Source organism: Variovorax sp. J31P207, assembly GCF_030316965.1.
GTDB lineage: Bacteria > Pseudomonadota > Gammaproteobacteria > Burkholderiales > Burkholderiaceae_C > Variovorax > Variovorax ginsengisoli_B.
Genome location: NZ_JASZYN010000019.1, coordinates 51,824 through 77,259, shown reverse-complemented (window position 1 = coordinate 77,259; position 25,436 = coordinate 51,824). Strand labels below are relative to the sequence as shown.

The 25,436-nt window shown below is 67.4% G+C and carries 22 protein-coding genes and 1 tRNA gene; 14 read left to right on the top strand and 9 right to left on the bottom strand.

What is annotated here, in order from left to right; all coding sequences use genetic code 11:
• Window position 1 precedes the first annotated feature (1 nt).
• Window positions 2–1,108 (bottom strand): LPS export ABC transporter permease LptG, encoded by a 1,107-nt coding sequence (lptG, locus tag QTI68_RS36430; protein ID WP_286529084.1) that lies wholly within the window; start codon window positions 1,106–1,108, stop codon window positions 2–4.
• Complete coding sequence (gene lptF, locus QTI68_RS36425; RefSeq protein ID WP_286529082.1) at window positions 1,105–2,214, bottom strand: LPS export ABC transporter permease LptF; 1,110 nt, start codon at window positions 2,212–2,214, stop codon at window positions 1,105–1,107. Before lptF ends, lptG begins: the two co-directional genes overlap by 4 nt.
• Before the next feature lie 21 nt (window positions 2,215–2,235).
• Between lptF and QTI68_RS36420 the strand changes: the two genes are divergently transcribed.
• The 4 genes from QTI68_RS36420 to QTI68_RS36405 all read left to right on the top strand — a co-directional run bounded on the left by QTI68_RS36420 (window position 2,236) and on the right by QTI68_RS36405 (window position 5,976).
• Window positions 2,236–3,726 (top strand): leucyl aminopeptidase, encoded by a 1,491-nt coding sequence (locus QTI68_RS36420; RefSeq protein ID WP_286529080.1) that lies wholly within the window; start codon window positions 2,236–2,238, stop codon window positions 3,724–3,726.
• Complete coding sequence (locus QTI68_RS36415; RefSeq protein ID WP_286529078.1) at window positions 3,723–4,163, top strand: DNA polymerase III subunit chi; 441 nt, start codon at window positions 3,723–3,725, stop codon at window positions 4,161–4,163. The genes QTI68_RS36420 and QTI68_RS36415 overlap by 4 nt, the downstream gene beginning before the upstream one ends.
• Before the next feature lie 61 nt (window positions 4,164–4,224).
• Window positions 4,225–4,644, top strand: coding sequence for a hypothetical protein (locus QTI68_RS36410; protein WP_286529076.1), 420 nt, complete (start codon window positions 4,225–4,227; stop codon window positions 4,642–4,644).
• A gap of 126 nt (window positions 4,645–4,770) precedes the next feature.
• Entirely contained in the window at window positions 4,771–5,976 is a 1,206-nt protein-coding gene (locus QTI68_RS36405) for a branched-chain amino acid ABC transporter substrate-binding protein (RefSeq protein ID WP_286504432.1), read from the top strand.
• A gap of 58 nt (window positions 5,977–6,034) precedes the next feature.
• Here the strand turns inward: QTI68_RS36405 and QTI68_RS36400 are convergent, their stop codons facing one another.
• Entirely contained in the window at window positions 6,035–6,409 is a 375-nt protein-coding gene (locus tag QTI68_RS36400) for a response regulator (protein ID WP_286529074.1), read from the bottom strand.
• Between the two features lie 203 nt (window positions 6,410–6,612).
• Window positions 6,613–6,703 (bottom strand) — tRNA-Ser (locus tag QTI68_RS36395).
• A gap of 163 nt (window positions 6,704–6,866) precedes the next feature.
• Between QTI68_RS36395 and QTI68_RS36390 the strand changes: the two genes are divergently transcribed.
• The gene (locus QTI68_RS36390) at window positions 6,867–9,197 is read left to right on the top strand and encodes an arginine/lysine/ornithine decarboxylase (protein ID WP_286529072.1); all 2,331 of its coding nucleotides are present in this window, start codon (window positions 6,867–6,869) and stop codon (window positions 9,195–9,197) included.
• Here the strand turns inward: QTI68_RS36390 and QTI68_RS36385 are convergent.
• The 5 genes from QTI68_RS36385 to fabI all read right to left on the bottom strand — a co-directional run bounded on the left by QTI68_RS36385 (window position 9,160) and on the right by fabI (window position 13,024).
• A complete protein-coding gene (locus QTI68_RS36385; RefSeq protein ID WP_286529070.1) occupies window positions 9,160–10,029 on the bottom strand; it encodes an EamA family transporter in 870 nt (289 codons plus the stop codon). The genes QTI68_RS36390 and QTI68_RS36385 overlap by 38 nt on opposite strands.
• The gene (locus QTI68_RS36380; protein WP_286529067.1) at window positions 10,026–10,574 is read right to left on the bottom strand and encodes a phosphonate degradation HD-domain oxygenase; all 549 of its coding nucleotides are present in this window, start codon (window positions 10,572–10,574) and stop codon (window positions 10,026–10,028) included. The genes QTI68_RS36385 and QTI68_RS36380 overlap by 4 nt, the downstream gene beginning before the upstream one ends.
• A 9-nt stretch (window positions 10,575–10,583) precedes the next feature.
• Window positions 10,584–11,276: a phosphonate utilization associated transcriptional regulator gene (locus tag QTI68_RS36375; RefSeq protein ID WP_286529065.1), complete on the bottom strand. Its 693-nt coding sequence runs from the start codon at window positions 11,274–11,276 to the stop codon at window positions 10,584–10,586.
• A gap of 93 nt (window positions 11,277–11,369) precedes the next feature.
• Window positions 11,370–12,212 carry a DNA ligase gene (locus QTI68_RS36370; protein WP_286529063.1) on the bottom strand — a complete coding sequence of 281 codons (843 nt, stop codon included), beginning with the start codon at window positions 12,210–12,212 and terminating at the stop codon, window positions 11,370–11,372.
• Between the two features lie 26 nt (window positions 12,213–12,238).
• Window positions 12,239–13,024, bottom strand: a complete 786-nt coding sequence (fabI, locus tag QTI68_RS36365; protein WP_286529062.1) for an enoyl-ACP reductase FabI — start codon at window positions 13,022–13,024, stop codon at window positions 12,239–12,241.
• Window positions 13,025–13,061: 37 nt separating this feature from the next.
• Between fabI and QTI68_RS36360 the strand changes: the two genes are divergently transcribed.
• From QTI68_RS36360 to rbfA, 9 genes are all read left to right on the top strand, one after another.
• The gene (locus QTI68_RS36360; protein ID WP_286529060.1) at window positions 13,062–14,858 is read left to right on the top strand and encodes an extracellular solute-binding protein; all 1,797 of its coding nucleotides are present in this window, start codon (window positions 13,062–13,064) and stop codon (window positions 14,856–14,858) included.
• 7 nt (window positions 14,859–14,865) lie between these two features.
• A complete protein-coding gene (locus QTI68_RS36355) occupies window positions 14,866–15,900 on the top strand; it encodes a microcin C ABC transporter permease YejB (RefSeq protein WP_286529059.1) in 1,035 nt (344 codons plus the stop codon).
• The gene (locus QTI68_RS36350; RefSeq protein ID WP_286529057.1) at window positions 15,893–16,933 is read left to right on the top strand and encodes an ABC transporter permease; all 1,041 of its coding nucleotides are present in this window, start codon (window positions 15,893–15,895) and stop codon (window positions 16,931–16,933) included. The genes QTI68_RS36355 and QTI68_RS36350 overlap by 8 nt, the downstream gene beginning before the upstream one ends.
• A complete protein-coding gene (locus QTI68_RS36345; protein WP_286529055.1) occupies window positions 16,930–18,546 on the top strand; it encodes an ABC transporter ATP-binding protein in 1,617 nt (538 codons plus the stop codon). Before QTI68_RS36350 ends, QTI68_RS36345 begins: the two co-directional genes overlap by 4 nt.
• Window positions 18,547–18,618: 72 nt before the next feature.
• Window positions 18,619–19,818, top strand: coding sequence for a YbfB/YjiJ family MFS transporter (locus QTI68_RS36340; RefSeq protein WP_286529053.1), 1,200 nt, complete (start codon window positions 18,619–18,621; stop codon window positions 19,816–19,818).
• Window positions 19,819–19,988: 170 nt separating this feature from the next.
• Window positions 19,989–20,600, top strand: coding sequence for a ribosome maturation factor RimP (rimP, locus tag QTI68_RS36335; RefSeq protein WP_286529051.1), 612 nt, complete (start codon window positions 19,989–19,991; stop codon window positions 20,598–20,600).
• Window positions 20,601–20,617: 17 nt separating this feature from the next.
• A complete protein-coding gene (gene nusA, locus QTI68_RS36330; RefSeq protein WP_286529049.1) occupies window positions 20,618–22,102 on the top strand; it encodes a transcription termination factor NusA in 1,485 nt (494 codons plus the stop codon).
• A gap of 24 nt (window positions 22,103–22,126) precedes the next feature.
• Window positions 22,127–25,042 carry a translation initiation factor IF-2 gene (infB, locus tag QTI68_RS36325; protein WP_286529046.1) on the top strand — a complete coding sequence of 972 codons (2,916 nt, stop codon included), beginning with the start codon at window positions 22,127–22,129 and terminating at the stop codon, window positions 25,040–25,042.
• Window positions 25,043–25,063: 21 nt separating this feature from the next.
• Window positions 25,064–25,435: a 30S ribosome-binding factor RbfA gene (gene rbfA / locus QTI68_RS36320; protein WP_093107543.1), complete on the top strand. Its 372-nt coding sequence runs from the start codon at window positions 25,064–25,066 to the stop codon at window positions 25,433–25,435.
• The last annotated feature ends 1 nt before the right edge of the window (window position 25,436 follow it).

The window sequence follows — 25,436 nt, the reverse complement described above, 5'->3', positions numbered from 1 at the left end:
GCTAGCGTCTCAGCACCAGCCAGCTGAAGGCGCCGAGCGACATCACGGAATAGATCAGGCCGGGTGCCGCCGCCGTGATCCATGGCCACCAGTTGCCGAGGTTGCCCAGGTAGCCGAAGACGTTGTTCAACAGGAAGAAGCTGATGCCGATCATCACCCCGCCGAACATGTAGGTGGCGATGCCGGCCTGCCGGAAGTGCAGGTAGGCGAAGGGCAGGGCCAGCACGATCATCACCAGGCAGGACAGGGGATAGAAGACCTTGCGCCAGAACTCGATCTCGTAGCGTTGCGCGGTCTGGCCGTTGGCGTCGAGGTGGCGGATGTAGTCGAACAGGTCCAGCGTGCGCATGCGCTCGGGGCGCAGCAGCGCGACCGACACCATCTCGTTGCTCAGCGAAGTCGGCCACTCGAGCACCGGCACGATGGTGCGGACGATGCGCGGGGCGCCAGGGCCACGGGTTTCATACAGCTGGCGCTCGGCGTTGATCAGGGTCCAGTGGCCGCGGTCGACCTTTGCGCCGGGCGCGGAGGTTTGCGAGACCAGGAAGCCCTGGCCGTCGAATTCGAGGATCCGGGGATCTTTCAGGATGCCGTTGCGCCCCATCGACACCACGTTGACCGCGAAGGAGGTGTCGCCCTGGCGCTCCTTGAGCCAGGCGCCGGTGTTGCCGATCAGCGCGAGCGGACCCTGGTAGCGGGCCTTGAGCAACTGGGCCGCGCGGTCCGTCACGGGCGCCACGTAGTCGCCGACCGCGAAGGTCAGCACCACGAAGGCGGCCCCGAGCAGCAGCAGCGTGCGCAGGGCCCGCCAGGGGCCGAGGCCGCTGGTGCGAAGGATCGTGAATTCGGAGCTCTGGGCCAGTCGGGCCATGACGAAGATGGTGCCGATCAGCACCGCGATCGGCAGCAGTTCGTAGAGGTGGCTGGGAATCAGCAGCGCCACGTAGAGCAGCGCCTGGGGCGCCCCGTAGCCGAGTGAATCGGGACTGGCGATGGACTGCAGCTCGTCGACGAAGTCGAAGAAGAAGAACAGGCTCAGGAAGCCCAGGGCGACGAAGGCGACCGACTTCAGCACCTCCGCGTAGATCAGGCGGCGGATGGTTTTCACGCTTGCGATGTGGTTGCAGGCTGCGCCGGGACGCGGCGCGTCGGGAAGCCCCAGTTGAAATGTCGCTTGGCGAGCCAGAGCAGGCCCAGCACCAGGACGCCGCCGTGCAGCGAGAGCAGGAAGCCGCCGACGCCGAAGCGCCCCGCCCCGACCCAGCTCTGGCCCAGGTTGAGCAGGTTGAAGTAGAGGATGAAGGCGAACAGCGCGAACAACAGGTTGCCGCTGCGGCCGACGCGCGGATTGACGCTCGACAGCGCCAGCGCCAGCAGCACGAAATTGGCGCCCGCGAACAGCAGGCCGATGCGCCAGGCGAGCTCGGCGCGGTTGACCGGATTCGGCTCGCGCAGCAGGGCCAGCGTGGTGCGGGCGCGCACCGGCATCACGTCCAGCGGGTCGCCCGAACGGCCGCCCACCCGGGCGCCGTAGGTCTCGAACTCGCTGACCTTGATGCCGGTCGGCTGCAGCGGCTCCTCGATGCGCTGGCCGTTGCTCAGCATCAGGTAGCGGATGCCCTCCAGATCTTCCATGCGGCCGCTGCGCGCCGAGGTCACGATGCGCAGGTTGCGCTCGATCGACGAGATGAACACGTTGCTGGCGGTGGCGCTGTCCGGGGCGTCCTTGTCGATGAAGAAGACCCGCAGCCGGCCGGCCGATTCGCGGAACTCACCGGGCGCGACCCGCTCGATGTCGCTGCGCCGCTCGTAGCGCTCGCGCATGTTCTGGGTCTGCGAATTGGCCCAGGGCCAGCCGACCAGGGAGAACAGGGCGATCAGCAGCAGGATCGGCCAGGCGAAGCGGAACAACGGGTTCAGGAACTCCGCCAGGCCGCGCCCGCTCGAGAACCAGATCACCATCTCGCTGTCGCGGTACATGCGCGACAGCGTGCCGACGATCGAAATGAACAGGCAGAGGCTGAGGATGGTCGGCATGTAGCCGAGCACGGTGTAGGTCATCACGAGGAAGACCTCGGAGGGATTCACGCTGCCCTTGGCCGCCAGTCCGAGGGTGCGGATCAGCATCATCGTCATCACGATGGTGACCAGCACCACCAGCGTGGCGCCGAAGCTGCGCGACAGCTCCTTGCGTAGAGAGGAATGGAATAACATCGTCGAGGGAAAAAAAGGATTATGGACTTTCAACTCAAGACCCTCTCCATCGCCCAGGCCGCCACCGAGAAAGCCGATGTCCTCATCGTGCTGGTGGCCGCCGGAACCAGCAGCGCCAAAGATGCGCTCTCCACCCTGGCAGCCGAGGCCCGCAAGGCCGGCGACCTGCCCGACAAGGCCGGCAAGCTGCTCGCGCTGTACCGGCCGGCCGGCATCGCGGCGGCGCGCGTGCTGCTGGCGGCCGTGGGCGACGGCGGCGCGCCTGCGGTCCGGACCGCGGTCCTGGCGGCGGTCAACGCCGCCAAGGGCGCGAGCCCGAAGCGGGTGGCGATCGTCTTCGCCGGCGCGCCCGACGCGGCCAGCCTGGGCAGCGCGGTGCTGGCCTCGGCCGACGCCAGCTATGTCTACACCGAGACCAAGTCCAAGCCCGAGCCGCGCACGATCCGCCAGTTGACCGTCGGCGTGCCGGACGCGGCCGCGCTGCGAGAGGCCTTCGACCAAGCCACCGCGACGGTCGCCGGGGTCGAACTGGCCAAGGAATGGGGCAACCGCCCCGGAAACTACTGCACGCCCACGATGTTGGCCGATGCCGCGAAAAAGCTGGCCGAGCTGCCGAACGTGAAGTGCGAAGTGCTGGGCCCGAAGGAAGTGGCCAAGCTCGGCATGGGCGCCTTCGCCGCCGTGTCGCAAGGCTCGGCCGAGCCGCTGCGCTTCATCGTGCTGCACTACCACGGGGCTCCCAAGGACCAGGCGCCCGTGGTGCTGGTCGGCAAGGGCATCACCTTCGACACCGGCGGCGTCTCGCTCAAGCCGGCCGCCGAAATGGACGAAATGAAGTTCGACATGTCCGGCGCCGCCAGCGTGCTGGGCGTGTTCCGTGCCCTCGGCGACATCCAGCCTCCGATCAACGTGATCGGGCTGGTGCCCTCGTGCGAGAACATGAACGACGGCCGGGCGCTGAAGCCGGGCGACGTCGTCACCAGCATGAGCGGCCAGACCATCGAGGTGCTCAACACCGACGCCGAGGGGCGCCTGATCCTGTGCGATGCGCTGACCTACGCCAAGCGCTTCGCGCCGGCGGCGGTGATCGACATCGCCACCCTCACCGGGGCCTGCGTGGTGGCCCTGGGCGGCGTGCGCAGCGGGCTCTTCTCGAGCGACGACGCACTGGCCGGCGCCCTCGAGGCGGCCGGCGAGGCGTCGCAGGACCGCTGCTGGCGGATGCCGCTCGACGACGACTACGCCGAAGGGCTCAAGACCCATTTCGCGGACGTCGCCAATGTGGCCGGGCGCGCGGGCGGTGCCGTCACGGCGGCCAAGTTCCTGCAGCGCTTCGCGGGCGACTACCCCTGGGCGCACCTGGACATCGCCGGCACGGCCTGGAAGAGCGGTGCCGCCAAGGGGTCCACCGGCCGGCCGGTGGGCCTGCTGCTGAGCTATCTCCTGGCACAGGGCGCCAAGGCGGCGCCCGCCAGGACGCCGAAGGCCGCCAAGCCGCGGTCGCGCAAGTGACCGAGATCGACGGCCACTACAACATGCCCGACAAGGTGGGCTACGCCTGCCGGCTGCTGCGCAAGGCGGTGAGTGCCCATGGCGCGCGGCTGGTGGTGGTGGCGGACGCGGCCCTGCTGGAGGCGATCGACACGGCCTTGTGGACGCTCTCGCCGACCGATTTCGTCGCCCACTGCCGCGGCGACGATGCGCCCTCCATCGTCGAGCGTTCGCCGGTGGTGCTGGTGGACAGCGCCGCCACCGCGCTGCCCGACCGGCCGATCCTCGTCAATCTCGGCGCCGAGCTGCCCGCGCGCTTCGAGCGCTTCGAGCGGCTGATCGACATCGTCGGCAGCGACGACGCCGACCGCCAGGCCGGCCGCGCCCGCTGGCGTCATTACAAGGACCGCGGCTACGCGATCCGCACCCATGCCTACGCGGGGGGGGCGAACGCATGAGCCCCCGCCCGGCCGTTCCGAAGGGGGCTCGCACCGCAGTGCGAAGCACGGAGGTTGCCCTATGACCGGTGCGCCCCGTACGCCGCCGCGCTTCGTGCCCACCTTGACGACCGTGCTCGAGCCGGCGCCGCAGGAGGCGGCCGCCGAGGCGCCGACCGCATCCGTGGCCGCGCCGGCGCCCGCGACCGAGCCCTCGCAGGCCGTCGCGCTGAGTCCTGAGGCCAAGCTGTCCGAGGCCGAGGCCTTCCGTCTCGAAGAGCAATTGCTGCACCGCGTGCTGCAGCGCGTCGACCTGTCGCTCGAAGAGCGCGTGAGCGATGCCGTGTCAGCTGCCGTTCAGCAGCACCTCGACACGATGATCCCCGGTCTGCGCCGTGAAATCGAGGCCGTTTTGCGTGCTTTGGTGAGCGAAGCGCTGGCCCGCGAGCTTTCGGACAACCCCGGGTCTACGCCAGCATTCGGACGCGAAACCTTGGGCTAAACTGCGCGCCGGGTCGAAAAGCGCGGGGGCGCTGCGCATCCGCGGCGCGATACTTGCTCAAGGGTTGTGCCCGGATCCAAAGACCGGTTTTCAACTCTCACTTCATCAATGTTCTGGAGGTTTCCCATGCAATTGAAATGGACTGCTGTCGCCCTGGCCGCTCTCGCGCTCGTGGCCTGTGGCAAGAAGGAAGAAGCCGCGGCGCCCGCGGCGCCTGCACCGACCGCAGCCGCTCCCGCTCCCGCCGCACCCCCGGCCGATGCCCTGGTCGTCAAGATCGGCCACGTCGCTCCCACCAGCGGCGCCATCGCCCACCTCGGCAAGGACAACGAATTCGGCGCTCGCATGGCGATCGAGGACCTCAATGCCAAGGGCATCAAGATCGGCGACAAGGTCGCCAAGTTCGAACTGCTCGCCGAAGACGACGCAGCCGATCCGAAGCAAGGCACTGCGGTGGCCCAGAAACTGGTCGACAGCAAGGTCAATGGCGTCGTCGGCCACCTGAATTCCGGCACCACCATCCCGGCATCCAAGCTCTACAGCGACGCTGGCATTCCGCAGATCTCGCCGTCGGCGACCAACCCCAAGTACACCCGCCAAGGCTTCAAGACCACGTTCCGCGTGGTGGCTGACGACACGCAACTGGGCGGCACGCTCGGCAAGTACGCCGTCGAGACGCTGAAGGGCAAGAACATCGCCGTGATCGACGACCGCACGGCCTACGGCCAGGGCGTCGCCGAAGAATTCGAGAAGGCCGCCAAGGCTGCCGGCGGCACCATCGTCGGCCACGAGTTCACGACCGACAAGTCGACCGACTTCAACGCCATCCTGACCAAGCTGAAGGGCGCCCAGCCCGACATCCTGTTCTTCGGCGGCATGGACGCCGTCGGCGGCCCGATGCTCAAGCAGGTCAAGCAACTCGGCATGAACGTCAAGTTCATGGGCGGCGACGGCCTGTGCACCGGCGAACTGGCCAAGCTGGCCGGCGACGCGATCGGCGAAGACATGGTGGTGTGTGCCGAAGCCGGCGGCGTGGACGGCGACTTCAAGGCGCCGCTGGAAGCCTGGAAGACCAAGTTCAAGGAAAAGAACGGCGTCGACGTGCAGATCTATGCACCGTACGTCTACGACGCCGTGCAGGTGCTCGCAGCGGCGATGGCCAAGGCTGGCTCGTCCGATCCCGAGAAGTACCTGCCCGAAGTCGGCAAGGTCCAGTACAACGGCCTGACCGGCCCGATCGCCTTCGACGAAAAGGGCGACATCAAGAACGGCGCGTTGACGCTCTACACCTACAAGAACGGTGCGCGCACGCAGATCGCCGTGGTGCGCTGAGCGCTTCGCGCTCGCAACGAAAAAGGGGCCTTCGGGCCCCTTTTTTCTTGGGCCGCGATCAGGCGGCATCCGATGGGGTGCAGTACTCGAAGAAGGCCTCGAGATCCCTGGACTTGTCGAACACCGCGTCGGCACCGAGCGCCATGCAGCGGGCACGGATGTCCGCGCTGACGAAGTTGCTCAGCACCACCGCGCGCTGTGCGGCCGGCCGGTTGAGGCATGCCTTGAGCACGCCCAGGCCGGAGCCTTGCTTGAGGAACAGGTCCACGATCAGTAGTTGCCACTCGTCGGCATGGGCCGCGAGCCAGGCGGCGGCGTCGGTTTCGGTCTCGGCGATGCCGAGCACGCGCGCGCCGGCCAGGTCTTCGAGCGCCGGAATCAGGTTGTCTCGGATGGTCCGGTTGTCTTCGACGAGGTAGGTGAGTTGCGCCATGCCGGATGTTGCCAATGCCGATCTTGAAGGCTAGCCGTCCGCGGCGCCGCGGCCAAGGCCACAGGGCTTGCGATGGCGTAGGAGAAAGCGGACGGAGTCGCTCGCCCGGGCCCCAGGCACAAAAAAGCCCCGGCATGCGGGGCTTTCAGGACGTATCCATTTCGATGTGAAGGGCAGTTGGAGGCTGCCGGAGACGATTTTTCTGGCGGAGCAGGCGGGATTCGAACCCGCGGAGGGCTATTAACCCTCACACGCTTTCCAGGCGTGCGACTTAAACCGCTCATCCACCGCTCCGAGCCTTAGATTGTAGCAGTGACAGAGGGCGATTTCGGCCGTCGACGGGGGCGCCGGACGCGAGCGCGCACGCCCGGTCGTCAACTTCTCCGGCCGGCTGACCGGATCCTTCATCTGAATTCCGTACACTTCGCGCCTATTTGCCAGTCCGGAGCCCTGCCCCATGAAATTCCGCTTTCCCATCGTCATCATCGACGAGGACTTCCGCTCCGAGAACACGTCGGGCCTGGGTATTCGCGCCCTGGCGCAGGCCTTCGAGAGCGAAGGCTTCGAGGTGCTGGGCGTCACCAGCTACGGCGACCTCAGCCAGTTCGCGCAGCAGCAAAGCCGCGCCAGCGCCTTCATCCTGTCGATCGACGACGAGGAGTTCACGGTCGGCCCGGACCTCGACCCGGCGGTGCTGAGCCTGCGCAGCTTCATCGGCGAAGTGCGGCGCAAGAACGCCGACGTGCCGATCTACATCTATGGCGAGACGAAGACCTCGCGCCACATCCCGAACGACATCCTGCGCGAGCTGCATGGCTTCATCCACATGTTCGAGGACACGCCGGAGTTCGTGGCGCGCCACATCATCCGGGAAGCGAAGAGCTATCTGGAAGGCGTGCAGCCGCCGTTCTTCAAGGCGCTGATCGACTACGCCGAAGACGGTTCGTACTCGTGGCACTGCCCCGGCCACTCGGGCGGCGTCGCCTTCCTGAAGAGCCCGGTGGGCCAGATGTTCCACCAGTTCTTCGGCGAGAACATGCTGCGCGCCGACGTCTGCAACGCGGTCGAGGAACTCGGCCAGCTGCTCGACCACACCGGCCCGGTGGCCGCCAGCGAGCGCAATGCGGCGCGGATCTTCAACGCCGACCACTGCTTCTTCGTCACCAACGGCACCAGCACCAGCAACAAGATGGTCTGGCACCACACCGTGGCGCCGGACGACGTGGTGGTGGTCGACCGCAACTGCCACAAGTCGATCCTGCACGCGATCATCATGACCGGCGCGATTCCGGTCTTCATGAAGCCCACGCGCAACCACTTCGGCATCATCGGCCCGATCCCGAAGAGCGAGTTCGAGCCGGCGGCGATCAAGGCCAAGATCGCGGCCAACCCGCTGCTCTCGCATGTCGACGCCAACAAGGTCAAGCCGCGCGTGATGACGCTCACGCAGTCGACCTATGACGGCGTGATCTACAACACCGAGACCATCAAGAACATGCTCGACGGCTACGTCGACACGCTGCACTTCGACGAGGCCTGGCTGCCGCACGCGGCCTTCCATCCGTTCTACGGCGCCTACCACGCGATGGGCAAGCGCCGGGTCCGGCCGCGGGACTCGCTGGTGTTCGCGACCCAGTCGACGCACAAGCTCTTGGCCGGCATCAGCCAGGCCAGCCACGTGCTGGTGCAGGACTCGCAGAACCGGGCGCTCGACCGCGACCTGTTCAACGAGGCCTACCTGATGCATTCGTCGACCAGCCCGCAGTACGCGATCATCGCCAGCTGCGACGTTGCCGCCGCCATGATGGAGCCGCCCGGCGGCACCGCGCTGGTCGAGGAGAGCATCCTCGAGGCGCTCGACTTCCGCCGCGCCATGCGCAAGGTCGAGGCCGAGTTCGGCAAGGACGAGTGGTGGTTCAAGGTCTGGGGCCCCGAGAAGCTGGTCGACGAGGGCATCGGCCGCGCCGACGACTGGATCATCAAGGGCGAGTCGCGCACCGCCAAGTGGCACGGCTTCGGCAAGCTGGCGGACGGCTTCAACATGCTGGACCCGATCAAGTCGACCATCGTGACGCCGGGCCTGGACCTGAACGGCAAGTTCGCCAAGACCGGCATCCCGGCCAGCATCGTGACCAAGTTCCTGGCCGAGCACGGCGTGATCGTCGAGAAGACCGGGCTCTACAGCTTCTTCATCATGTTCACGATCGGCATCACCAAGGGCCGCTGGAACACGCTGTTGACGGCGCTGCAGCAGTTCAAGGACGACTACGCGCGCAACCAGCCGATGTGGCGGATCATGCCGGAGTTCTGCCAGGCGCATCCCAAGTACGAGCGTCTCGGCCTGCGCGACCTGTGCCACCACATCCACGAGCTCTATGCGCGCTTCGACGTCGCGCGCCTGACCACCGAGATGTACCTGAGCGACCTGACGCCGGCGATGAAGCCGAGCGATGCCTTCGCCCACATCGCGCACCGCAAGACCGAGCGGGTCGAGATCGACCACCTCGAAGGCCGCATCACGACCAGCCTGATCACGCCGTACCCGCCGGGCATTCCATTGCTGATCCCGGGCGAGGTCTTCAACAAGAAGATCGTCGACTACCTCAAGTTCGCGCGCGAGTTCAACACCGAGTGCCCGGGCTTCGAGACCGACATCCACGGGCTGGTCGGGCGCATCGACGAGACGACCGGCAAGAAGCGCTACTACGCCGACTGCGTGCGGGCCGAGCCGCAGGCGGTGGTGGCCAGCGTCAAGCCAGCCGCAAAGTCATCACGCCCGCGACGATGACCACGGTGCCGACGGCACGCTGCCAGCCGAAGGGCTCGCGCAGGAAGAGGGTGCCGATGACCGCGGCGAACAGCACCGAGGTCTCGCGCAGCGCTGCGACGACGGCGACCGGCGCCTGGGTCATCGCCCACAGCGCGATGCCGTAGCTGCCCAGCGACGCCGCCGTGCCGACCAGCGCGATCTTCCAGCGACCCGCCATGTAGGCCAGCGCGGCGCGCCGCCGGCCCGGGCGCCGCCACAGCACCAGCAGCAGGTAGGGCAGGCCGTCGAACACGAACAGGCCGGCCACGTAGGCCAGGGCGTCGCCCGAGGCGCGCACGCCGATGCCGTCGATCACGGTGTAGACCGCGATGATCGCGGCGTTCGCCAGCGCGAAGCCGAGCGCCTTGCGGCGCTGCCTTTCGTCGCTGTCGCGCAGGGCCGAGCGCGACAGGCCCAGCGTCACCACGCCGGCGCAGATCACGACCACGCCGGCCCAGCCCGCCGCCGAGATGCCTTCGCCGATGAAGGGCAGGCTGCCCATCGCCACCAGCAGCGGCGCGCAGCCGCGCATCACCGGATAGGTCAGCCCGAGGTCGCCGTGCTTGTAGGCCCCGGCGAGCGCGATGTAGTAGCCGAGGTGGATCACCAGCGAGGCCGCCATGTAGGGCCAGGCGGCGGGCGCCGGCAGGCCGGTGTGATACAGCAGCGGAACGGAGATGAAGAAGCCCAGGCTGTGGATCAGCGCGGTGTCGAGCGACTTGTCGCCGCCCGACTTGATGAGCGCGTTCCAGCCCGCATGCAGCAGCGCGCCGAACAGCACGGCGCCGACGATCGAGGCGCCGAGCGTCACTTCAGCATGCAGCGCTGCGCGCGCGCCAGGAAGTGCGCGAGCGGCGGCGTGGGGCAGTCGGCTTCCTTGGCGAGGTCGTCCCACAGGCGCAGCCGGACCGCCTCGGCCGCAAGGGGCTGGCCGATGAAGCGCTCGGCCTGGTCGGCGGAGAAGACGCCGCCTTGCAGTTCGAGGCTGCGCTTCGAGTCGGCCGACAGGCCGGCCCGGTAGTGCTCGCGGGTGGCGCAGAGGTAGCGCTTGGCATCCACGTGCCACTGGATCGGCGTCAGCACCCGGTCGCTGAACACGCCGCGCAGGAAGGGCAGGGCGTAGTACTGGTGCAGATCGTCGATGCCGCGCAGGCTGGGCGACTCACCCTGCTCGTTGAGCAGGTGGCCGAGGTCGTGCAGCAGGGCCGCCGTGACCAGTTCGTCGTCGGCGCCGTCGCGTTCGGCGCGCAGCGCGGTCTGCAGCGCATGCTCGCGCTGGGTGACCGGCTCGCCGCTGTACTGCTCGCCGCCACGGCGCGCGAACAGGGTCTCGATATCTTCCAGGTTCAATGCCACAGGGTTTCCTCAAGCTGGGATCTTGCTCTTCTCGTGGTTGCGCAGGGTGCGTTCGCGGCTGTTCATCACGTGCTGGTACATCGCCTGGCCCGCGGCCTCGGCATCGCCGGCGGCGATCGCCTTGACGATCTGGCGGTGCTCGCGCGCAGAGACGGCCATCGACTCGTCGGTGAGGTTCATGCGCCGGAACAGCGACAGCTCCTTGATCAATTTGCGGTAGGTGGCGACCAGCTTGGCATTGCCCGCCAGGGCCAGCAGCCGATCGTGGAACTGCAGGTTGACCCGATGGTAGTCGGGCGCGTTGCCGGCCTTGGCCGAGCGGTCCATCGCGTCGGCAAGCTGGCGCAGTTCGCGCACCTCGGCCGGCCGGAGGGTCTGGGCGAGCTTGCGCCCGACATGCAGATCCATCGCGGCGCGGACCTCGAAGATCTCGAGTGCTTCTTCGATCGGTACGTCGCGCACGAACACGCCGCGGTTCTTCTCGGTGCGCACCAGCCCGGCCTCCTCGAGCATCCGGAAGGCCTCGCGCACGGGACCGCGAGAGACCCCGAGCTGCTCGGCCAGCGCGGCTTCGGTGAGCTTTTCGCCGGGGCCGATCTCGCTGTCCAGGATCATGCGTTCGATCTCGGTCTGCACCAGGTTGGCGAGCGAGTTGCCCTGCAGTTGTGCAATGGCAGCCTGGGTCGATGGCGTCGGGGACATGCGTCGATCGTAGGTCACACTTTGTAGATTGTCTACGATTTACAAGACCGCGGGCATCGCCACGGCCTCGGGCCCTGAGAACTCGTTGAGAGCTCAGTCGCCCAGGTCCGGGCGCTCGCGCAGGAAACGCGCGAAGCGGGGCAGCCCGCTCGGGTTGGTGCCGTTGTAGCGGTAGCTCACCCAGCTGCCGATCGCCGGCGGCTTCTCGCGTTCGGCGTCGCTGAAGCCGGTGCCGAGCTTGAAGCGCTTGCCGTCCTCGGTCTCGACCCACAGCGCGCCCATCCGCGCGGCATGCTTGCCGCGGCCCGGGACGTAGGAAACGACGCGCGCATCGGCGTCCTCGAAGGGCTTGACCTTGACCAGGTCGGCGTTGCGTTCGGCGCGGTAGAGCGACCCTCCGCGATGCAGCATCAGGCCTTCGCCGCCCATGCGCACCGTCTTGTCGAGCAGCGCCTGCAGGTCTTCGTCGGTGGTCGCCCGCAGTTGCGGCACCGCCACGATCCAGGGCGCCTCGGTGATCGGCAGCAGCTTGCGCAAGACCGCGAGCCGGGTCGTGAAGTCGCCGGGCGACGCGGGCAGGTCGAACACCATGAAGCGCATCTCGCGCCAGGCGGCATCGACCGGCTTCTCGCTGCGCGCGGTCGAGACCGCATGGGCGAAGCGGCCACGGCCCGCCCACAGCTCGCCATCCATCGGCATCGCCGGCAGTGCCGCGATGAACCAGGCCGGCGCCGCGATCCGCTCGCCGCCGCGGGTCCACAGCTGCTTGCCGTCCCAGTAGGCGCGGACACCGTCGTACTTCTCGCTGACCCAGTAGTCCGCCAGCGGCAAGCCGCGGCGGTACACCTCGGCCAGCATCAACGGCGGCGCCTTGCCGGCCATTGCCGCGGGCGCCAGCAACGCCAGCGCCGCGAGAACGAAAGCCCGTCGATCCATCTTGCGTCCCCGGGCCCGAACTGCCGCTAGCCTTCCGACACGCCGCCCACGACCTGGCTGAAGCCGCCGTCGACGTAGGTGATCTCGGCGGTCACGCCGCTGGCCAGGTCGCTCAGCAGGAAGGCGGCCACGTTGCCGACCTCGTCGATGGTCACGTTGCGGCGCATCGGCGCCACCTTGGAGATCGCCGACAAGAGCTTGCCGAAGTCCTTGATGCCGCTGGCCGCCAGCGTCTTGATCGGGCCGGCGCTGATGCCGTTGACGCGCATGCCCTTGGGGCCCAGCGACTCGGCCAGGTAGCGCACCGAGGCCTCGAGCGAGGCCTTGGCCAGGCCCATGGTGTTGTAGTTGGGCAGCGCACGGATGGCGCCCAGGTAGGTCAGCGTGAGAAGGGCCGACTTGTCGTTGAGATAGGGCAGGGCCGCCTTGGCCATCGCCGGGAAGCTGTAGGCGCTGATGTCGTGCGCGATCTTGAAGCCTTCGCGCGACAGGCCCTCGAGGAAGTCGCCGGCGATGGCCTCGCGCGGCGCGAAGCCGATGCTGTGGACGAAGCCGTCGAAGGTGGGCCAGGTCTGCGCCAGGTCGGCGAACAGCTTCTCGATCTGGGCGTCGTCGCCGACATCGCAGTCGAACACCAGCTTGGAGCCGAAATCGGCCGCGAACTCGGTGATCCGGTCCTTGAAGCGCTCGCCCACGTAGCTGAAGGCCAGTTCGGCGCCTTGCGCGTGGCAGGCCTTGGCGATGCCGTAGGCGATCGAGCGGTTGCTCAGAACGCCCGTGATCAGAAGTTTTTTGCCGGAAAGAAAGCCCATGGGACGACCTCGTGTAAATCTTGGGCAGAATTCTCGCATGCGAGCCTGGCTTCTTTTCGTGTTGGCGCTGTGGGTCAGTCCCACCTGGGCGGCGCATGCCTACGCCCAGTTCGGCGACATCAAGTACCCGCCGGGCTTCACCCATTTCGACTACGTCAATCCCCAGGCCCCCAAGGGCGGCGAGATCCGCATGGTGCCGCCGACGCGGCCGACCAACTTCGACAAGTTCAATCCTTTCACGCTCAAGGGCACGGCGCCGTACGGCATCGGCGGCCTGATGTTCGAGAGCCTGCTGACCGGCAATTCGGAGGAGCCGACGACGGCCTACGGCCTCCTCGCCGAGGATGTCGAGGTGGCTGCCGACAAGAAATCGGCCACCTTCAGGATCAACCCCAAGGCACGCTTCAACGACGGCAGCCCGGTGCTGGCGGCCGACGTGATCCATTCGTTCACGACGCTCACCGGCAAGCTGGCGGCCCCCCAGTTCAAGACGATCTATGCCGAAGTCAAAGGCGTCACGGCGGTCGGCGAACGCACCGTGCGCTTCGATTTCAAGAACCCCAACCCCGAGTTGCCGCTGGTGGTCGGCGGCATGCCGGTGTTCAGCCGGGCCTGGGGCGGCGGCAAGCCTTTCGACCAGATCACCACCGAGGTGCCGATCGGCTCGGGCCCCTACAAGCTGGTCAACCCGCGCATGGGACGGGACATCACCTACACCCGCGATCCGAACTACTGGGGCGCCGACCTGCCGGTGCGCAAGGGCTTCTTCAATTTCGATCGTGTGACCTACCGCATCTACCTGGACGAGACCGCCAAGTTCGAAGGACTCAAGGCCGGCGAGTTCGACTACATGCGTGAGTTCACTTCGCGCAACTGGGCGCGGCAGTACAAGGGCAAGCAGTTCGATTCGGGCGAGATCGTGAAGCGCGCCTTCGAGAACAAGAATCCTGGCGATTTCCAGGGCTACGTGTTCAATGCGCGGAATCCGAAGTTCAAGGACATCCGGGTGCGCCAGGCGATCGGGCTGGCGGTGGACTTCGAATGGCTCAACCGGCAGCTGTTCTATGGGCTGTACAAGCGGGTCGAGGGCTATTTCCCGAACAGCGAGTTCCATGCCGAAGGCCTGCCGTCGCCCGAAGAACTGGCGCTCCTCGAACCCCTGCGCGACAAGCTGCGGCCCGAAGTCTTCGGTCCGGCCGTGGTGTCGCCGAGCACGGCGTCGCCGGGCAGCCTGCGCGACAACCTGCGAAAGGCACGCGACTTGCTCGCGCAGGCCGGATGGACCTACCGCGACGGCGCCTTGCGCAACGACAAGGGCGAACCGTTCACGATCGAGTTTTTGAACGACCAGCCGTCGCTGATCCGCGTCGCGACGCCGTTCCAGACTGCGCTGCAGAAGCTCGGCATCCAGATGACCTTCCGCACGGTCGATTTTTCGCTCGCCCAGCAACGCATGGACAACTTCGAATTCGAGATGACGACCGTGCGGCTGCCGGGCAGTACGGCGCCCGGCGGCGAACTGCTGGAGTTGTTCGGCTCCGAGGCGGCCACCACGCCGGGGTCGCGCAACATCTGGGGCATTTCCGACCCCGCCGTCGACGCGCTGGTGCAGAAGGTCGTGAGCGCCACGACCCGGCCCGAGCTCAGTACCGCGATGCGGGCGCTGGACCGCGTGCTGTCGCATGGCTACTACTCGATCCCGCAGTACTACGGCGGTGCGTTCCTGATCGGCTACCGTCCGAAGCCCTTCGTCCTGCCCGACGTGATTCCGCCCTACTACGATGCGGATGGCTGGGCCATGAGCACCTGGTGGGCATCGCCCGCCAACAAATAGGAAGGCCATGGCCAGCTACATCCTCAAACGCCTGCTGCTGATGGTGCCCACGCTGTTCGGCGTGCTGCTGCTGACTTTCGTCGTGATCCAGTTCGTGCCGGGCGGCCCGGTCGAGCAGATGGTGTCGCAGCTACAGGGGCGCGATTCCGGCGGCGAGCGCGCGGCCACGAGCGGCGCGGGCTACCGTGGCCGGCAGGGGCTCGATCCGCAGCGCATCGAGGAGATCAAGCAGCTCTACGGCTTCGACAAGCCGCCGCTGGCGCGCTTCTGGCAGATGCTGAAGTCCTATGCGCGCTTCGACCTCGGCACCAGCTTCTACCAGCGCAAGGCGGTCTGGGATCTGGTCAAGGAGAAGATGCCGGTGTCGATCAGCCTCGGGCTCTGGACCTTCTTCATCAGCTACCTGATCGCCGTGCCCCTGGGCGTTGCGAAGGCGGTGCGGGCCGGCAGCCGCTTCGACTTCCTGACCACGCTGGTGGTGCTGGTCGGCTATGCGATCCCGGGCTTCGTGCTCGGCGTTGCGCTGCTCGTGATCTTCGGCGGCCAGCTGCAGTGGTTCCCGCTGCGCGGCCTGACCTCGCCGAGCTGGGAATCGATGGGGTGGGGCGCGCGGATCGTCGACTACCTCTGGCACATCGCGCTGCCGGTGACGGCGATGGTGCTCGGCAGCTTCGCGGTCACGGCCATGCTGACCAAGAACTCCTTCCTCGAGGAGATCCGCAAGCAGTATGTGCTGACCGCGCGCGCCAAGGGGCTGAGCGAACGCGACGTGCTGTGGAAGCACGTGTTCCGAAACGCGCTGATCCCGATCGTCACCGGTTTTCCGGCGGCCTTCATCGGCGCCTTCTTCACGGGCTCGCTGCTGATCGAGACGCTTTTTTCGCTCGACGGCCTGGGCCTGCTGAGCTACGAGAGCGTGATCCGCCGCGACTATCCGGTGGTGCTGGGCACGCTCTATTTGTTCACACTGATCGGCCTGCTGACCAAGCTGATCAGCGATCTCTGCTACGTGATGGTGGATCCGAGGGTGAAGTTTGACTAGCGGCGGCGTCACCGTGTCGCCCGGGCGCCGCGCCTGGCTGCGCTTCAGGCGCAACCGCATCGGCTACTGGAGCCTCGTCCTGTTCACGCTGCTGGTGGTGCTGAGCTTGTTCGCCGAGCTGCTCTCCACCGACAAGCCGCTGGTGGTGCGCTACGACGGCCAGACCTATTTTCCGGTGCTGCGCGACTATTCCGAGAAGACCTTCGGCGGCGACTTCGAGACCCCGGCCGACTACCTCGACCCGTTCATCCGCGAGCGGATCACCTCGGGCGGCAACTGGGCGGTCTACGCGCCGAATCCCTACGGGCCCAAGACGCTCAATTACTTCGCCAAGTCCCCCAATCCGGCGGCGCCTTCGGCCCAGAACCTGCTGGGCAGCGACGACCGTGGCCGGGACCTGCTGGCGCAGCTGATCTACGGTTTCCGGGTCAGCGTGCTGTTCGCGCTGGCGCTGACGGCGATCGGAACCGTGCTGGGCATCGTCACGGGGGCGGTCCAGGGCTTCTTCGCCGGCAAGACCGACCTGGCCTTCCAGCGCTTCATCGAGATCTGGGGCTCGATGCCCGAGCTGTACCTGCTGATCATCTTCAGTGCCGTGTTCGCGCCCAGCGTCGCGCTGTTGCTGATCCTGCTCAGCCTGTTCGGCTGGATGGGCCTGTCGGACTACGTGCGGGCCGAGTTCCTGCGCAACCGGCAGATGGACTACGTGCGCGCCGCGCGCGCGCTCGGCGTCGGCAACCTGCAGATCATGTGGAAGCACATCCTGCCCAACAGCATGACGCCGGTCGTCACCTTCCTGCCGTTTCGCATGAGCGCCGCCATCCTGGCGTTGACCTCGCTCGACTTCCTCGGCCTCGGCGTGCCGCCGGGCACGCCTTCGCTCGGCGAACTGCTGAGCCAGGGCAAGGCCAACATCGACGCCTGGTGGATCTCGATGTCGACCTTCGGCGTGCTGGTGGTCACCTTGATGCTGCTGACCTTCATGGGCGATGCCTTGCGCGATGCGCTCGACCCGCGGAAGGCCGACCAATGAACGACGCACTGCTGAAAGTCCAGGGCCTGCGCGTCGCCTTCGGCGACAAGGAAGTCGTGCACGGCATCGACTTCGACATCGCGCCGGGCGAGAAGCTGGCGCTGGTCGGCGAATCGGGCTCGGGCAAGACGGTCACGGCGCTGAGCCTGCTGCGGCTGGTGCAGAACGCCGACATCTCCGGCACGGCGCGCTTCGAGCACGACGAAGCGGGCGCGGCGGCGCGCGATCTGCTGTCGCTGCCCGAACGCACGCTGCGCGGCATCCGCGGCAAGGAGATCGCGATGATCTTCCAGGAGCCCATGACCGCGCTCAATGCGCTCTACGCGGTCGGCGACCAGATCGCGGAAGTGCTCGAGCTGCACCAGGGCCTGTCGGCGCAGGCGGCGCACGAGGCAGCGGTGCATCTGCTGGCCGACACCGGCATCCCGGAGCCGGCGCGGCGGGCGAGGGCGTTCCCGCACCAGCTGTCGGGCGGCCAGCGCCAGCGCGCGATGATCGCGATGGCCCTGGCCTGCAAGCCGCGGCTGCTGCTGGCCGACGAGCCGACCACCGCGCTCGACGTCACGGTGCGCGGGCAGATCCTCGACCTTTTGGCCGATCTTCAGCGCCAGCACGGCATGGCGGTGCTGCTGATCACCCACGACCTGAACCTGGTGCGGCGATTCGCCGACCGGGTGGCGGTGATGGAGAACGGCCATCTGGTCGAGCACGGCCCCGTGGCGACGGTCTTCGGCGCACCGCGGCATCCCTACACGCGCCGGCTGATCGACAGCCGCCCGACGCGCGACGTGGCGCCCGTGCCGGTCGATCCGGCGGCGCTGCCGGTGCTCGCGGCCAGCGGGCTGCGCGTGATCTACCCGGTGCCGCGGCCCGGCATCAAAGGATGGTTCACCAAGGGCGAGTTCGTGGCGGTCCAGGGCGCCGACTTCCGCATCGCACCGGGCCAGACCCTGGGCGTGGTCGGCGAGTCCGGCTCGGGCAAGTCGACGCTGGCGCTGGCGGCGCTCGGGCTGCTGAAGCACCAGGGGCAGCTCGATGTCGTCGGCCGGCAATGGGCCGCGGGCGGGGCCAGCGACCGTGGCCTGCGGCGCCTGATGCAGGTCGTCTTCCAGGACCCGTTCTCGTCCCTGTCGCCGCGCATGACGGTCGAGCAGATCGTCGGCGAGGGCCTGACGGTGCATGCGCCCGAACTCGACGTCCGCGCCCGCCGCGCCCGGTCGCTCGCGGCGCTGGCCGACGTCGGCCTGACCGAGGACCAGTTCCCGGCCCTGCTGGAGCGCTATCCGCACGAATTCTCCGGCGGCCAGCGGCAGCGCCTGGCGATCGCGCGGGCCTTGATCGTCGAGCCCAAGCTGCTGGTGCTCGACGAGCCGACCAGCGCCCTCGACGTCACGATCCAGAAGCAGGTGCTGGGCCTGCTGCAGCGGCTGCAGCGCGAGCGCGGGCTGAGCTACCTGCTGATCACCCACGACGTCGAGGTGATCCGCGCCATGGCGCACCAGGTCATCGTCATGAAGGACGGCGCGATCCTCGAATCGGGCCCGGTCGGGCGGGTGCTCGATTCGCCCGTCCATCCCTACACCCAGAAGCTGGTGGCAGCAGCTGCGATCTGAAACCTTGCGGGACAGACCAAGAAACTGCGTAGCAGTTTTTGCTCTGTCCTCAACTGACTAGAAAAAATCTTCATGTCTACTTACGACAGGCGCGCGGCCTGGCGCGCGGCGCTGGCCTGCATGGTGACGCTGGCGGTGGCCATGGGCCTGGGGCGTTTCGCCTTCACGCCGATGCTGCCGGTCATGCTGCACGAGGGCAAGCTCGACCTGCAGGCCGGCGGCGTGCTGGCTTCGCTCAACTACCTCGGCTATTTCCTGGGCGCGCTGAGTTGCGCCGCGATCCGGGCCAAGCCTGCGCACATGGTGCGCGGCGGCCTGGTGGCCACCGCCGTGCTGCTGCTCGGCATGGGCCTGCTGCAGGGCTTCAGCGCCTGGGGCGTGCTGCGGACCGCGGCCGGTGTGATGAGCGCCTGGACCTTCGTCTTCGCCTCCGGCTGGGGCCTGCGGCGCCTGGCGGAAACCGGCGCGCCAGCGCTCGCCGGCGTGATCTACACCGGCCCCGGCATCGGCATCGCCGCCACCGGCCTGCTGGGCGGCGCGCTCGGACGCTGGGGCTCCGAGGCCGGCTGGATCGGCTTCGGATTGCTGTCGCTGGTGCTGATCGCGGCCATCTGGCGCATCTTCGGCGATGGCGAACACGCCCACGCCGGGGCCCCTGCGCCCGCGGCGGCCCCGCCGTCGGCCAGTGCATCGGCGGCCGCGCGCAGCGACGCGCGCTGGCTGGTCGGGCTCTACGGGCTGGCGGGCTTCGGCTACATCATCACCGCGACCTTCCTGCCGGTGATCGCCCGCCAGGCGCTGCCGGGTTCGCCCTGGCCGGACTTCTTCTGGCCGCTGTTCGGGTTGGCCATCGTGCCGGGCGCGTTGATCGGCGCCCGGGCGCCGCCCCACTGGGACAACCGGCTGCTGCTGGCGGCCGCCTATGCGCTGCAGGCCGTCGGGGTCGTGCTCTCGGTGGCCTGGCCGACGATCTGGGGTTTCGGCCTCGGCAGCCTGCTGCTGGGCATGCCCTTCACCGCCATCACCCTTTTTGCAATGCGGGATGCGCGCCGGCTGCGCGGGAACGCTGCGGCGGGCCTGATCGGCTACGCGACCGCCTCCTACGGCGTCGGCCAGATCCTCGGCCCCTTGTTCGCGGCGCCGCTGGCCCAGCGCACGGGATCGTTCACGGTGCCGCTGTGGGTCGCCGCGGCGGTCCTGACGGCGGGAGCGTTTCTTTTTGCAATGGTTTGGTGGCGCTCCGCAAGGGCCAAAGCGGTCCAAATGCCGTAGAAACCCCTGTTTCTGTAACGCATTTGGCATATAATTCGAGGCTCACGACCAAACGGGCGGGTACCAACCGCCCGTTTTTTATTGGTCGAAGCATTTTCGATGCGGCCGGCGCCCCAGGGCGAGTGGGAAACCCGGCGGCATCGTGTGAACTCAAAGGCGAACAAAGACACGTGGCATTGCAGCAGACAGTGGAACAAACCGTGGCCGGCCTCGGCTACGACCTGGTCGAGATCGAACGCTCGGCCGGAGGACTGCTGCGCGTCACGATTGATTTGCCCTGGACCGGCCCCAACTCTGAAGCTGCCGCCGCCGGGGCGCCCGAGCCCTTCATTACGGTCGAGGATTGCGAAAAGGTCACGCGCCAGCTGCAGTTCGCGCTCGAGGTCGACGGCGCCGAGTACAAGCGGCTCGAGGTGTCATCGCCGGGCATCGACCGGCCGTTGCGCAACGAACAGGATTTCGAGCGTTTTGCCGGCGAGGTGATCGACATCACGCTGAAGGCCCCGATGGGCGCGGCGGCGGCGGGCCAGGTGTCCGCCAACCGCAAGAAATTTCGCGGCACGCTGGAGCGTGTCGTGGCCGCAGACGGTACGCCCGGATGGCAGATCGTCTGGAGCGAGGAGCCGGCGGCGAAGCCCGGCCAGAAGATCAGCAAGAAGCGCGTGCCTGCCCCCCTGCAGGCGCTCGGTTTTGCTTTGGACGAGTTGCGCGAAGCGCGGCTCGCCCCGATAGTGGATTTCAATGGGCGCAGGCCAAAACCCGGCGCCGCGGTGTCGGACTGAATGAGGAGAGTGGTGGCATGAATCGCGAAATGTTGATGTTGGTGGATGCGATCTCGCGCGAGAAGAACGTCGAGCGCGACGTCGTCTTCGGCGCGGTCGAATCCGCCCTGGCGCAAGCCACCAAGAAGCTCTACCAGGGCGACGTGGACATTCGCGTCGCCGTCGACCGCGACAGCGGCGACTACGAGACCTTCCGCCGCTGGCACGTCGTTCCGGACGAGGCCGGCCTGCAGCTGCCCGACCAGGAAATCCTGCTGTTCGAAGCCAAGGAAGAAATGCCCGACATCGAGGTCGACGAGTACATCGAAGAAGCGGTGGACTCGGTGCCGATCGGCCGCATCGGCGCCATGGCCGCCAAGCAGGTGATCCTGCAGAAGATCCGCGACGCCGAGCGCGAGATGCTGCTCAACGACTTCATGTCGCGCGGCGAGAAGATCTTCACCGGCACCGTCAAGCGCCTGGACAAGGGCGACATCATCGTGGAAGCGGGCCGGGTCGAAGGCCGGCTGCGCCGCAGCGAGATGATCGCCAAGGAAAACCTGCGCAACGGCGATCGCGTGCGGGCCATGATCATGGAGGTCGACCTGACCCTGCGCGGGGCGCCGATCATCCTGTCGCGCTCGGCGCCCGAATTCATGATCGAGCTGTTCCGCCAGGAAGTGCCCGAGATCGAACAGGGCCTGCTCGAAATCAAGAGCTGCGCCCGCGACCCCGGTTCGCGCGCCAAGATCGCGGTGCTCTCGCACGACAAGCGGGTCGATCCGATCGGCACCTGCGTCGGCGTGCGCGGCACCCGGGTCAATGCGGTCACCAACGAGCTCGCCGGCGAGCGCGTCGACATCGTGCTGTGGAGCGAGGACCCGGCCCAGTTCGTGATCGGCGCCCTGGCGCCGGCCAACGTGTCGTCGATCGTGGTCGACGAAGAAAAGCATGCAATGGACGTGGTGGTCGACGAGGAAAACCTCGCGATCGCGATCGGCCGTGGCGGCCAGAACGTGAGGCTCGCCTCCGACCTGACCGGCTGGAAGATCAACATCATGGACGCCAACGAGTCGGCCCAGAAGCAGGCGACCGAAACCGATGCCAGCCGCAAGCTGTTCATGGAGAAGCTCGACGTCGACGAGGAAATCGCCGACATCCTGATCTCCGAAGGTTTCACCAGCCTCGAGGAAGTGGCCTACGTGCCGATCTCCGAGCTGCTCGAGATCGAGAGCTTCGACGAAGACACCATCAACGAGCTGCGCTCGCGCGCCAAGGATGCGTTGTTGACGGCGGAGATCGCCCGTGAAGAGGACGTCGAGAGCGTTTCGCAGGATCTGCGCGACCTCGCCGGCCTCGACCCGGCCCTGATTCCCAAATTGGCCGAGGCGGGTGTGCATACCCGTGACGACCTGGCCGACCTCGCGGTCGATGAACTCACCGAAATCACCGGCCAGAGCGCCGATGAGGCCAAGAACCTGATCTTGAAAGCCCGCGAACATTGGTTCGCCGGCCAAGAGTGACGGTCATGGAGGCACGAAACCAATATGTCCAGTACCACTGTCGCCGAGTTCGCGAACGAACTCAAGAAGACTCCCGAAACCTTGCTTGACCAGCTCAAGAGCGCAGGCGTGCCCAAGCAGGCCGTCACCGATGCGCTGAGCGAGGCCGACAAGCAGCGCCTGCTCGGCTTCCTGAAGGCCAGCCACGGCACGGTCGAGCCCGAGCGCAAGAAGATCACGCTGACCAAGAAGTCGACCAGCGAGATCAAGCAGGCCGACGCCACCGGCCGCGCCCGCACCATCCAGGTCGAGGTGCGCAAGAAGCGCACCTTCATCCAGCGCGATGAAGGCCATCCCGCCGTGTCCGAGGCGACCGCCGCGGCCGAGGCCGAGGCACCGGTTGCCGCCGCGCCCGCCGCGCCCCAGATCGACGAGGCCGAACTCGCCCGCCGCGAGGAGGACGCACGCCGCCAGGCCGAGCTGATCCGCCGCCAGGAAGAAGAACTGGTCGAGAAGCGCCGCCTGCGCGAAGAAGCCGAAGCCCGCGAACGCGAGAAGGCCGAGCGCGCCGAGCAGGCCGAGCAGGCCGAGAAGGAGGCCAAGGCCGCCCGCAAGAAGGCCGCCGAAGCCGCGACCCCGGTGACCGAAGGCGCGCCCGAAGCGCCCGAGGAAGCCCCGGCCGTGACCGACCGCAAGGTGGCCGCCGAAGCCGCCGCGGCGCAAGCCAAGGACGACGCCAAGGCCAAGGCCGCCGCCGAATCGAAGGCCCGTGCCGACGAGGAAGCCGCCCGCGCCAAGGACCTCGACGAACGGCGCCGCAAGGCGCTGGCCGAGGCCGAGGCCATCCGCGCCATGATGAATGCGCCGGCCCGCGTGCTGGTGCCGCACAAGGCGCCCGAGAAGCCCGCGCCCGAAAAGGCGGCGGTCAAGGGCACGCTGCACAAGCCGACCGCACCGCCGGCGCGCCCCGGTGCGCCCGCTGCGCCAGGCGCCGCGGCCGCCCCCGGCGCCGGCAAGGAAGTCAAGTCCGCCAAGCTCTCGTCGAGCTGGGCCGGCGACACGGCCAAGAAGAAGGAAATCAAGACCCGCGGCGATGCCAGCGGGGGTGTCGGCCGCGGCAATTGGCGCGGAGGCCCGCGTGGGCGCCGTGGCAACGACCGTGGCGGCCACGAGGAGCGCATGCCGGCGGCACCGGTCGAGGCGCGCGTGCTCGAAGTGCACGTGCCCGAGACCATCACGGTGGCGGAGCTCGCGCACAAGATGGCCGTCAAGGCGTCGGAAGTCATCAAGCAACTGATGAAGCTCGGCCAGATGGCGACCATCAACCAGTCGCTCGACCAGGACACAGCGATGATCATCGTGGAAGACATGGGCCACACGGCCGTGGTCGCCGCGCTGGACGATCCGGAAGCCTTCACCGACGACGACGTCTCGGCGACGCAGGCCGAAGCGCTGCCGCGCGCACCGGTCGTGACCGTCATGGGCCACGTCGACCACGGCAAGACCTCGCTGCTGGACTACATCCGCCGCGCCAAGGTCGCCGCGGGCGAAGCCGGCGGCATCACGCAGCACATCGGGGCGTACCACGTCCAGACCGCACGCGGCATGGTGTCCTTCCTGGACACCCCGGGCCACGAGGCGTTCACCGCCATGCGTGCCCGCGGTGCGCAGGCGACCGACATCGTGATCCTGGTGGTGGCGGCCGACGACGGCGTCATGCCGCAGACCAAGGAAGCCATCAAGCACGCGAAGGCGGCGGGTGTGCCGATCGTGGTCGCGATCAACAAGATCGACAAGCCCGATGCCAACCTCGACCGCGTCAAGCAGGAACTGGTGGCTGAAGAAGTCGTGCCCGAAGAGTACGGCGGCGACGTGCCGTTCGTGCCGGTCTCGGCCAAGACGGGGCAGGGCGTCGACGACCTGCTCGAGCAGGTGCTGCTGCAGGCCGAAGTGCTGGAACTCAAGGCGCCGGTCGATGCCGCCGCCAAGGGCCTGGTCATCGAAGCCCAGCTCGACAAGGGCCGCGGCCCGGTCGCGACCGTGCTGGTCCAGTCCGGCACGCTCAAGACCGGCGACGTGGTGCTGGCCGGCTCGACCTATGGCCGCGTGCGCGCCATGATCGACGAGGACGGCAAGACCATCAAGTCCGCGGGTCCGTCGATCCCGGTCGAGATCCAGGGCCTGACCGAAGTGCCGCAAGCGGGCGACGAATTCATGGTGATGGCCGACGAGCGCCGGGCGCGCGAGATCGCCACCTACCGTGCCGGCAAGTTCCGCAACACCAAGCTGGCGAAGGCCCAGGCGGCGAACCTGCAGAACATGTTCACCGACCTCTCGGCCGGCGAAGTCCAGACGCTGCGGATCATCATCAAGGCCGACGTCCAGGGCTCGCAGGAAGCACTGGCGCAGTCGCTGCTCAAGCTGGCGACCGAGGAAGTCAAGGTGCAGATGGTGTACGCCGGGGTCGGCGGCATCAGCGAAAGCGACATCAACCTCGCGATCGCCTCGAAGGCCATCGTGATCGGCTTCAATGTGCGCGCCGATGCCGGTGCGCGCAAGCTGGCCGAGAGCAACGGCGTTCAGCTGCACTACTACAGCATCATCTACGACGCTGTGGACGACATCAAGGTCGCCATGTCCGGCATGCTGGCTCCCGAGCGGCGCGAAGAGATCATCGGCTCGGCCGAGATCCGCACCGTGTTCGTGGCCTCCAAGATCGGTACGGTCGCGGGTTGTATGGTCACCGCCGGCTCGGTCAACCGCAGCGCGCATTTCCGCCTGCTGCGCGACAACGTGGTGATCTACACCGGCGAAGTCGACTCGATCAAGCGCCTCAAGGACGACGTCCGCGAAGTCCGCGAAGGCTTCGAGTGCGGTATCAAGCTCAAGAACTACAACGACATCAAAGAAGGTGATCAGCTGGAGTTCTTCGAGATCAAGGAAATCGCCCGGACGCTGTAAGCGACCGAAGCGACCCCCGCCATGCCCAAACGCAAAGCCGCAGCCCCGAACCGCGCCTTCAAGGTCGCCGACCAGATCCAGCGCGATCTGACGGAACTGATCGCGCGCGAACTCAAGGACCCGCGGGTGGGCATGGTCACGATCCAGGCGGTCGAGGTCACGCCCGACTACGCGCATGCGAAGGTCTTCTTCAGCCTGCTCGTGGGCGATCCGGTCGAGACCACCGAAGCCTTGAACCAGGCCGCGGGCTTCCTGCGCAACGGCCTGTTCAAGCGCCTGCACATCCACACCGTGCCGACCTTGCATTTCCAGTTCGACCGCACCACCGAGCGTGCGGCCGACATGAATGCGCTGATCGCGCAGGCCGTCGCTTCTCGCTCGAAAGACGACTGAA

Coding starts and splice junctions, on each gene's coding strand:
- lptF (WP_286529082.1), bottom strand. CDS start 2,214: ATGTTATTCCATTCCTCTCTACGCAAGGAGCTGTCGCGCAGCTTCGGC.
- QTI68_RS36370 (WP_286529063.1), bottom strand. CDS start 12,212: ATGGATCGACGGGCTTTCGTTCTCGCGGCGCTGGCGTTGCTGGCGCCC.
- QTI68_RS36375 (WP_286529065.1), bottom strand. CDS start 11,276: ATGTCCCCGACGCCATCGACCCAGGCTGCCATTGCACAACTGCAGGGC.
- QTI68_RS36400 (WP_286529074.1), bottom strand. CDS start 6,409: ATGGCGCAACTCACCTACCTCGTCGAAGACAACCGGACCATCCGAGAC.
- nusA (WP_286529049.1), top strand. CDS start 20,618: ATGAATCGCGAAATGTTGATGTTGGTGGATGCGATCTCGCGCGAGAAG.
- QTI68_RS36420 (WP_286529080.1), top strand. CDS start 2,236: ATGGACTTTCAACTCAAGACCCTCTCCATCGCCCAGGCCGCCACCGAG.
- QTI68_RS36345 (WP_286529055.1), top strand. CDS start 16,930: ATGAACGACGCACTGCTGAAAGTCCAGGGCCTGCGCGTCGCCTTCGGC.
- QTI68_RS36340 (WP_286529053.1), top strand. CDS start 18,619: ATGTCTACTTACGACAGGCGCGCGGCCTGGCGCGCGGCGCTGGCCTGC.
- infB (WP_286529046.1), top strand. CDS start 22,127: ATGTCCAGTACCACTGTCGCCGAGTTCGCGAACGAACTCAAGAAGACT.
- rbfA (WP_093107543.1), top strand. CDS start 25,064: ATGCCCAAACGCAAAGCCGCAGCCCCGAACCGCGCCTTCAAGGTCGCC.
- QTI68_RS36405 (WP_286504432.1), top strand. CDS start 4,771: ATGCAATTGAAATGGACTGCTGTCGCCCTGGCCGCTCTCGCGCTCGTG.
- QTI68_RS36355 (WP_286529059.1), top strand. CDS start 14,866: ATGGCCAGCTACATCCTCAAACGCCTGCTGCTGATGGTGCCCACGCTG.
- QTI68_RS36390 (WP_286529072.1), top strand. CDS start 6,867: ATGAAATTCCGCTTTCCCATCGTCATCATCGACGAGGACTTCCGCTCC.
- QTI68_RS36410 (WP_286529076.1), top strand. CDS start 4,225: ATGACCGGTGCGCCCCGTACGCCGCCGCGCTTCGTGCCCACCTTGACG.
- QTI68_RS36360 (WP_286529060.1), top strand. CDS start 13,062: ATGCGAGCCTGGCTTCTTTTCGTGTTGGCGCTGTGGGTCAGTCCCACC.
- fabI (WP_286529062.1), bottom strand. CDS start 13,024: ATGGGCTTTCTTTCCGGCAAAAAACTTCTGATCACGGGCGTTCTGAGC.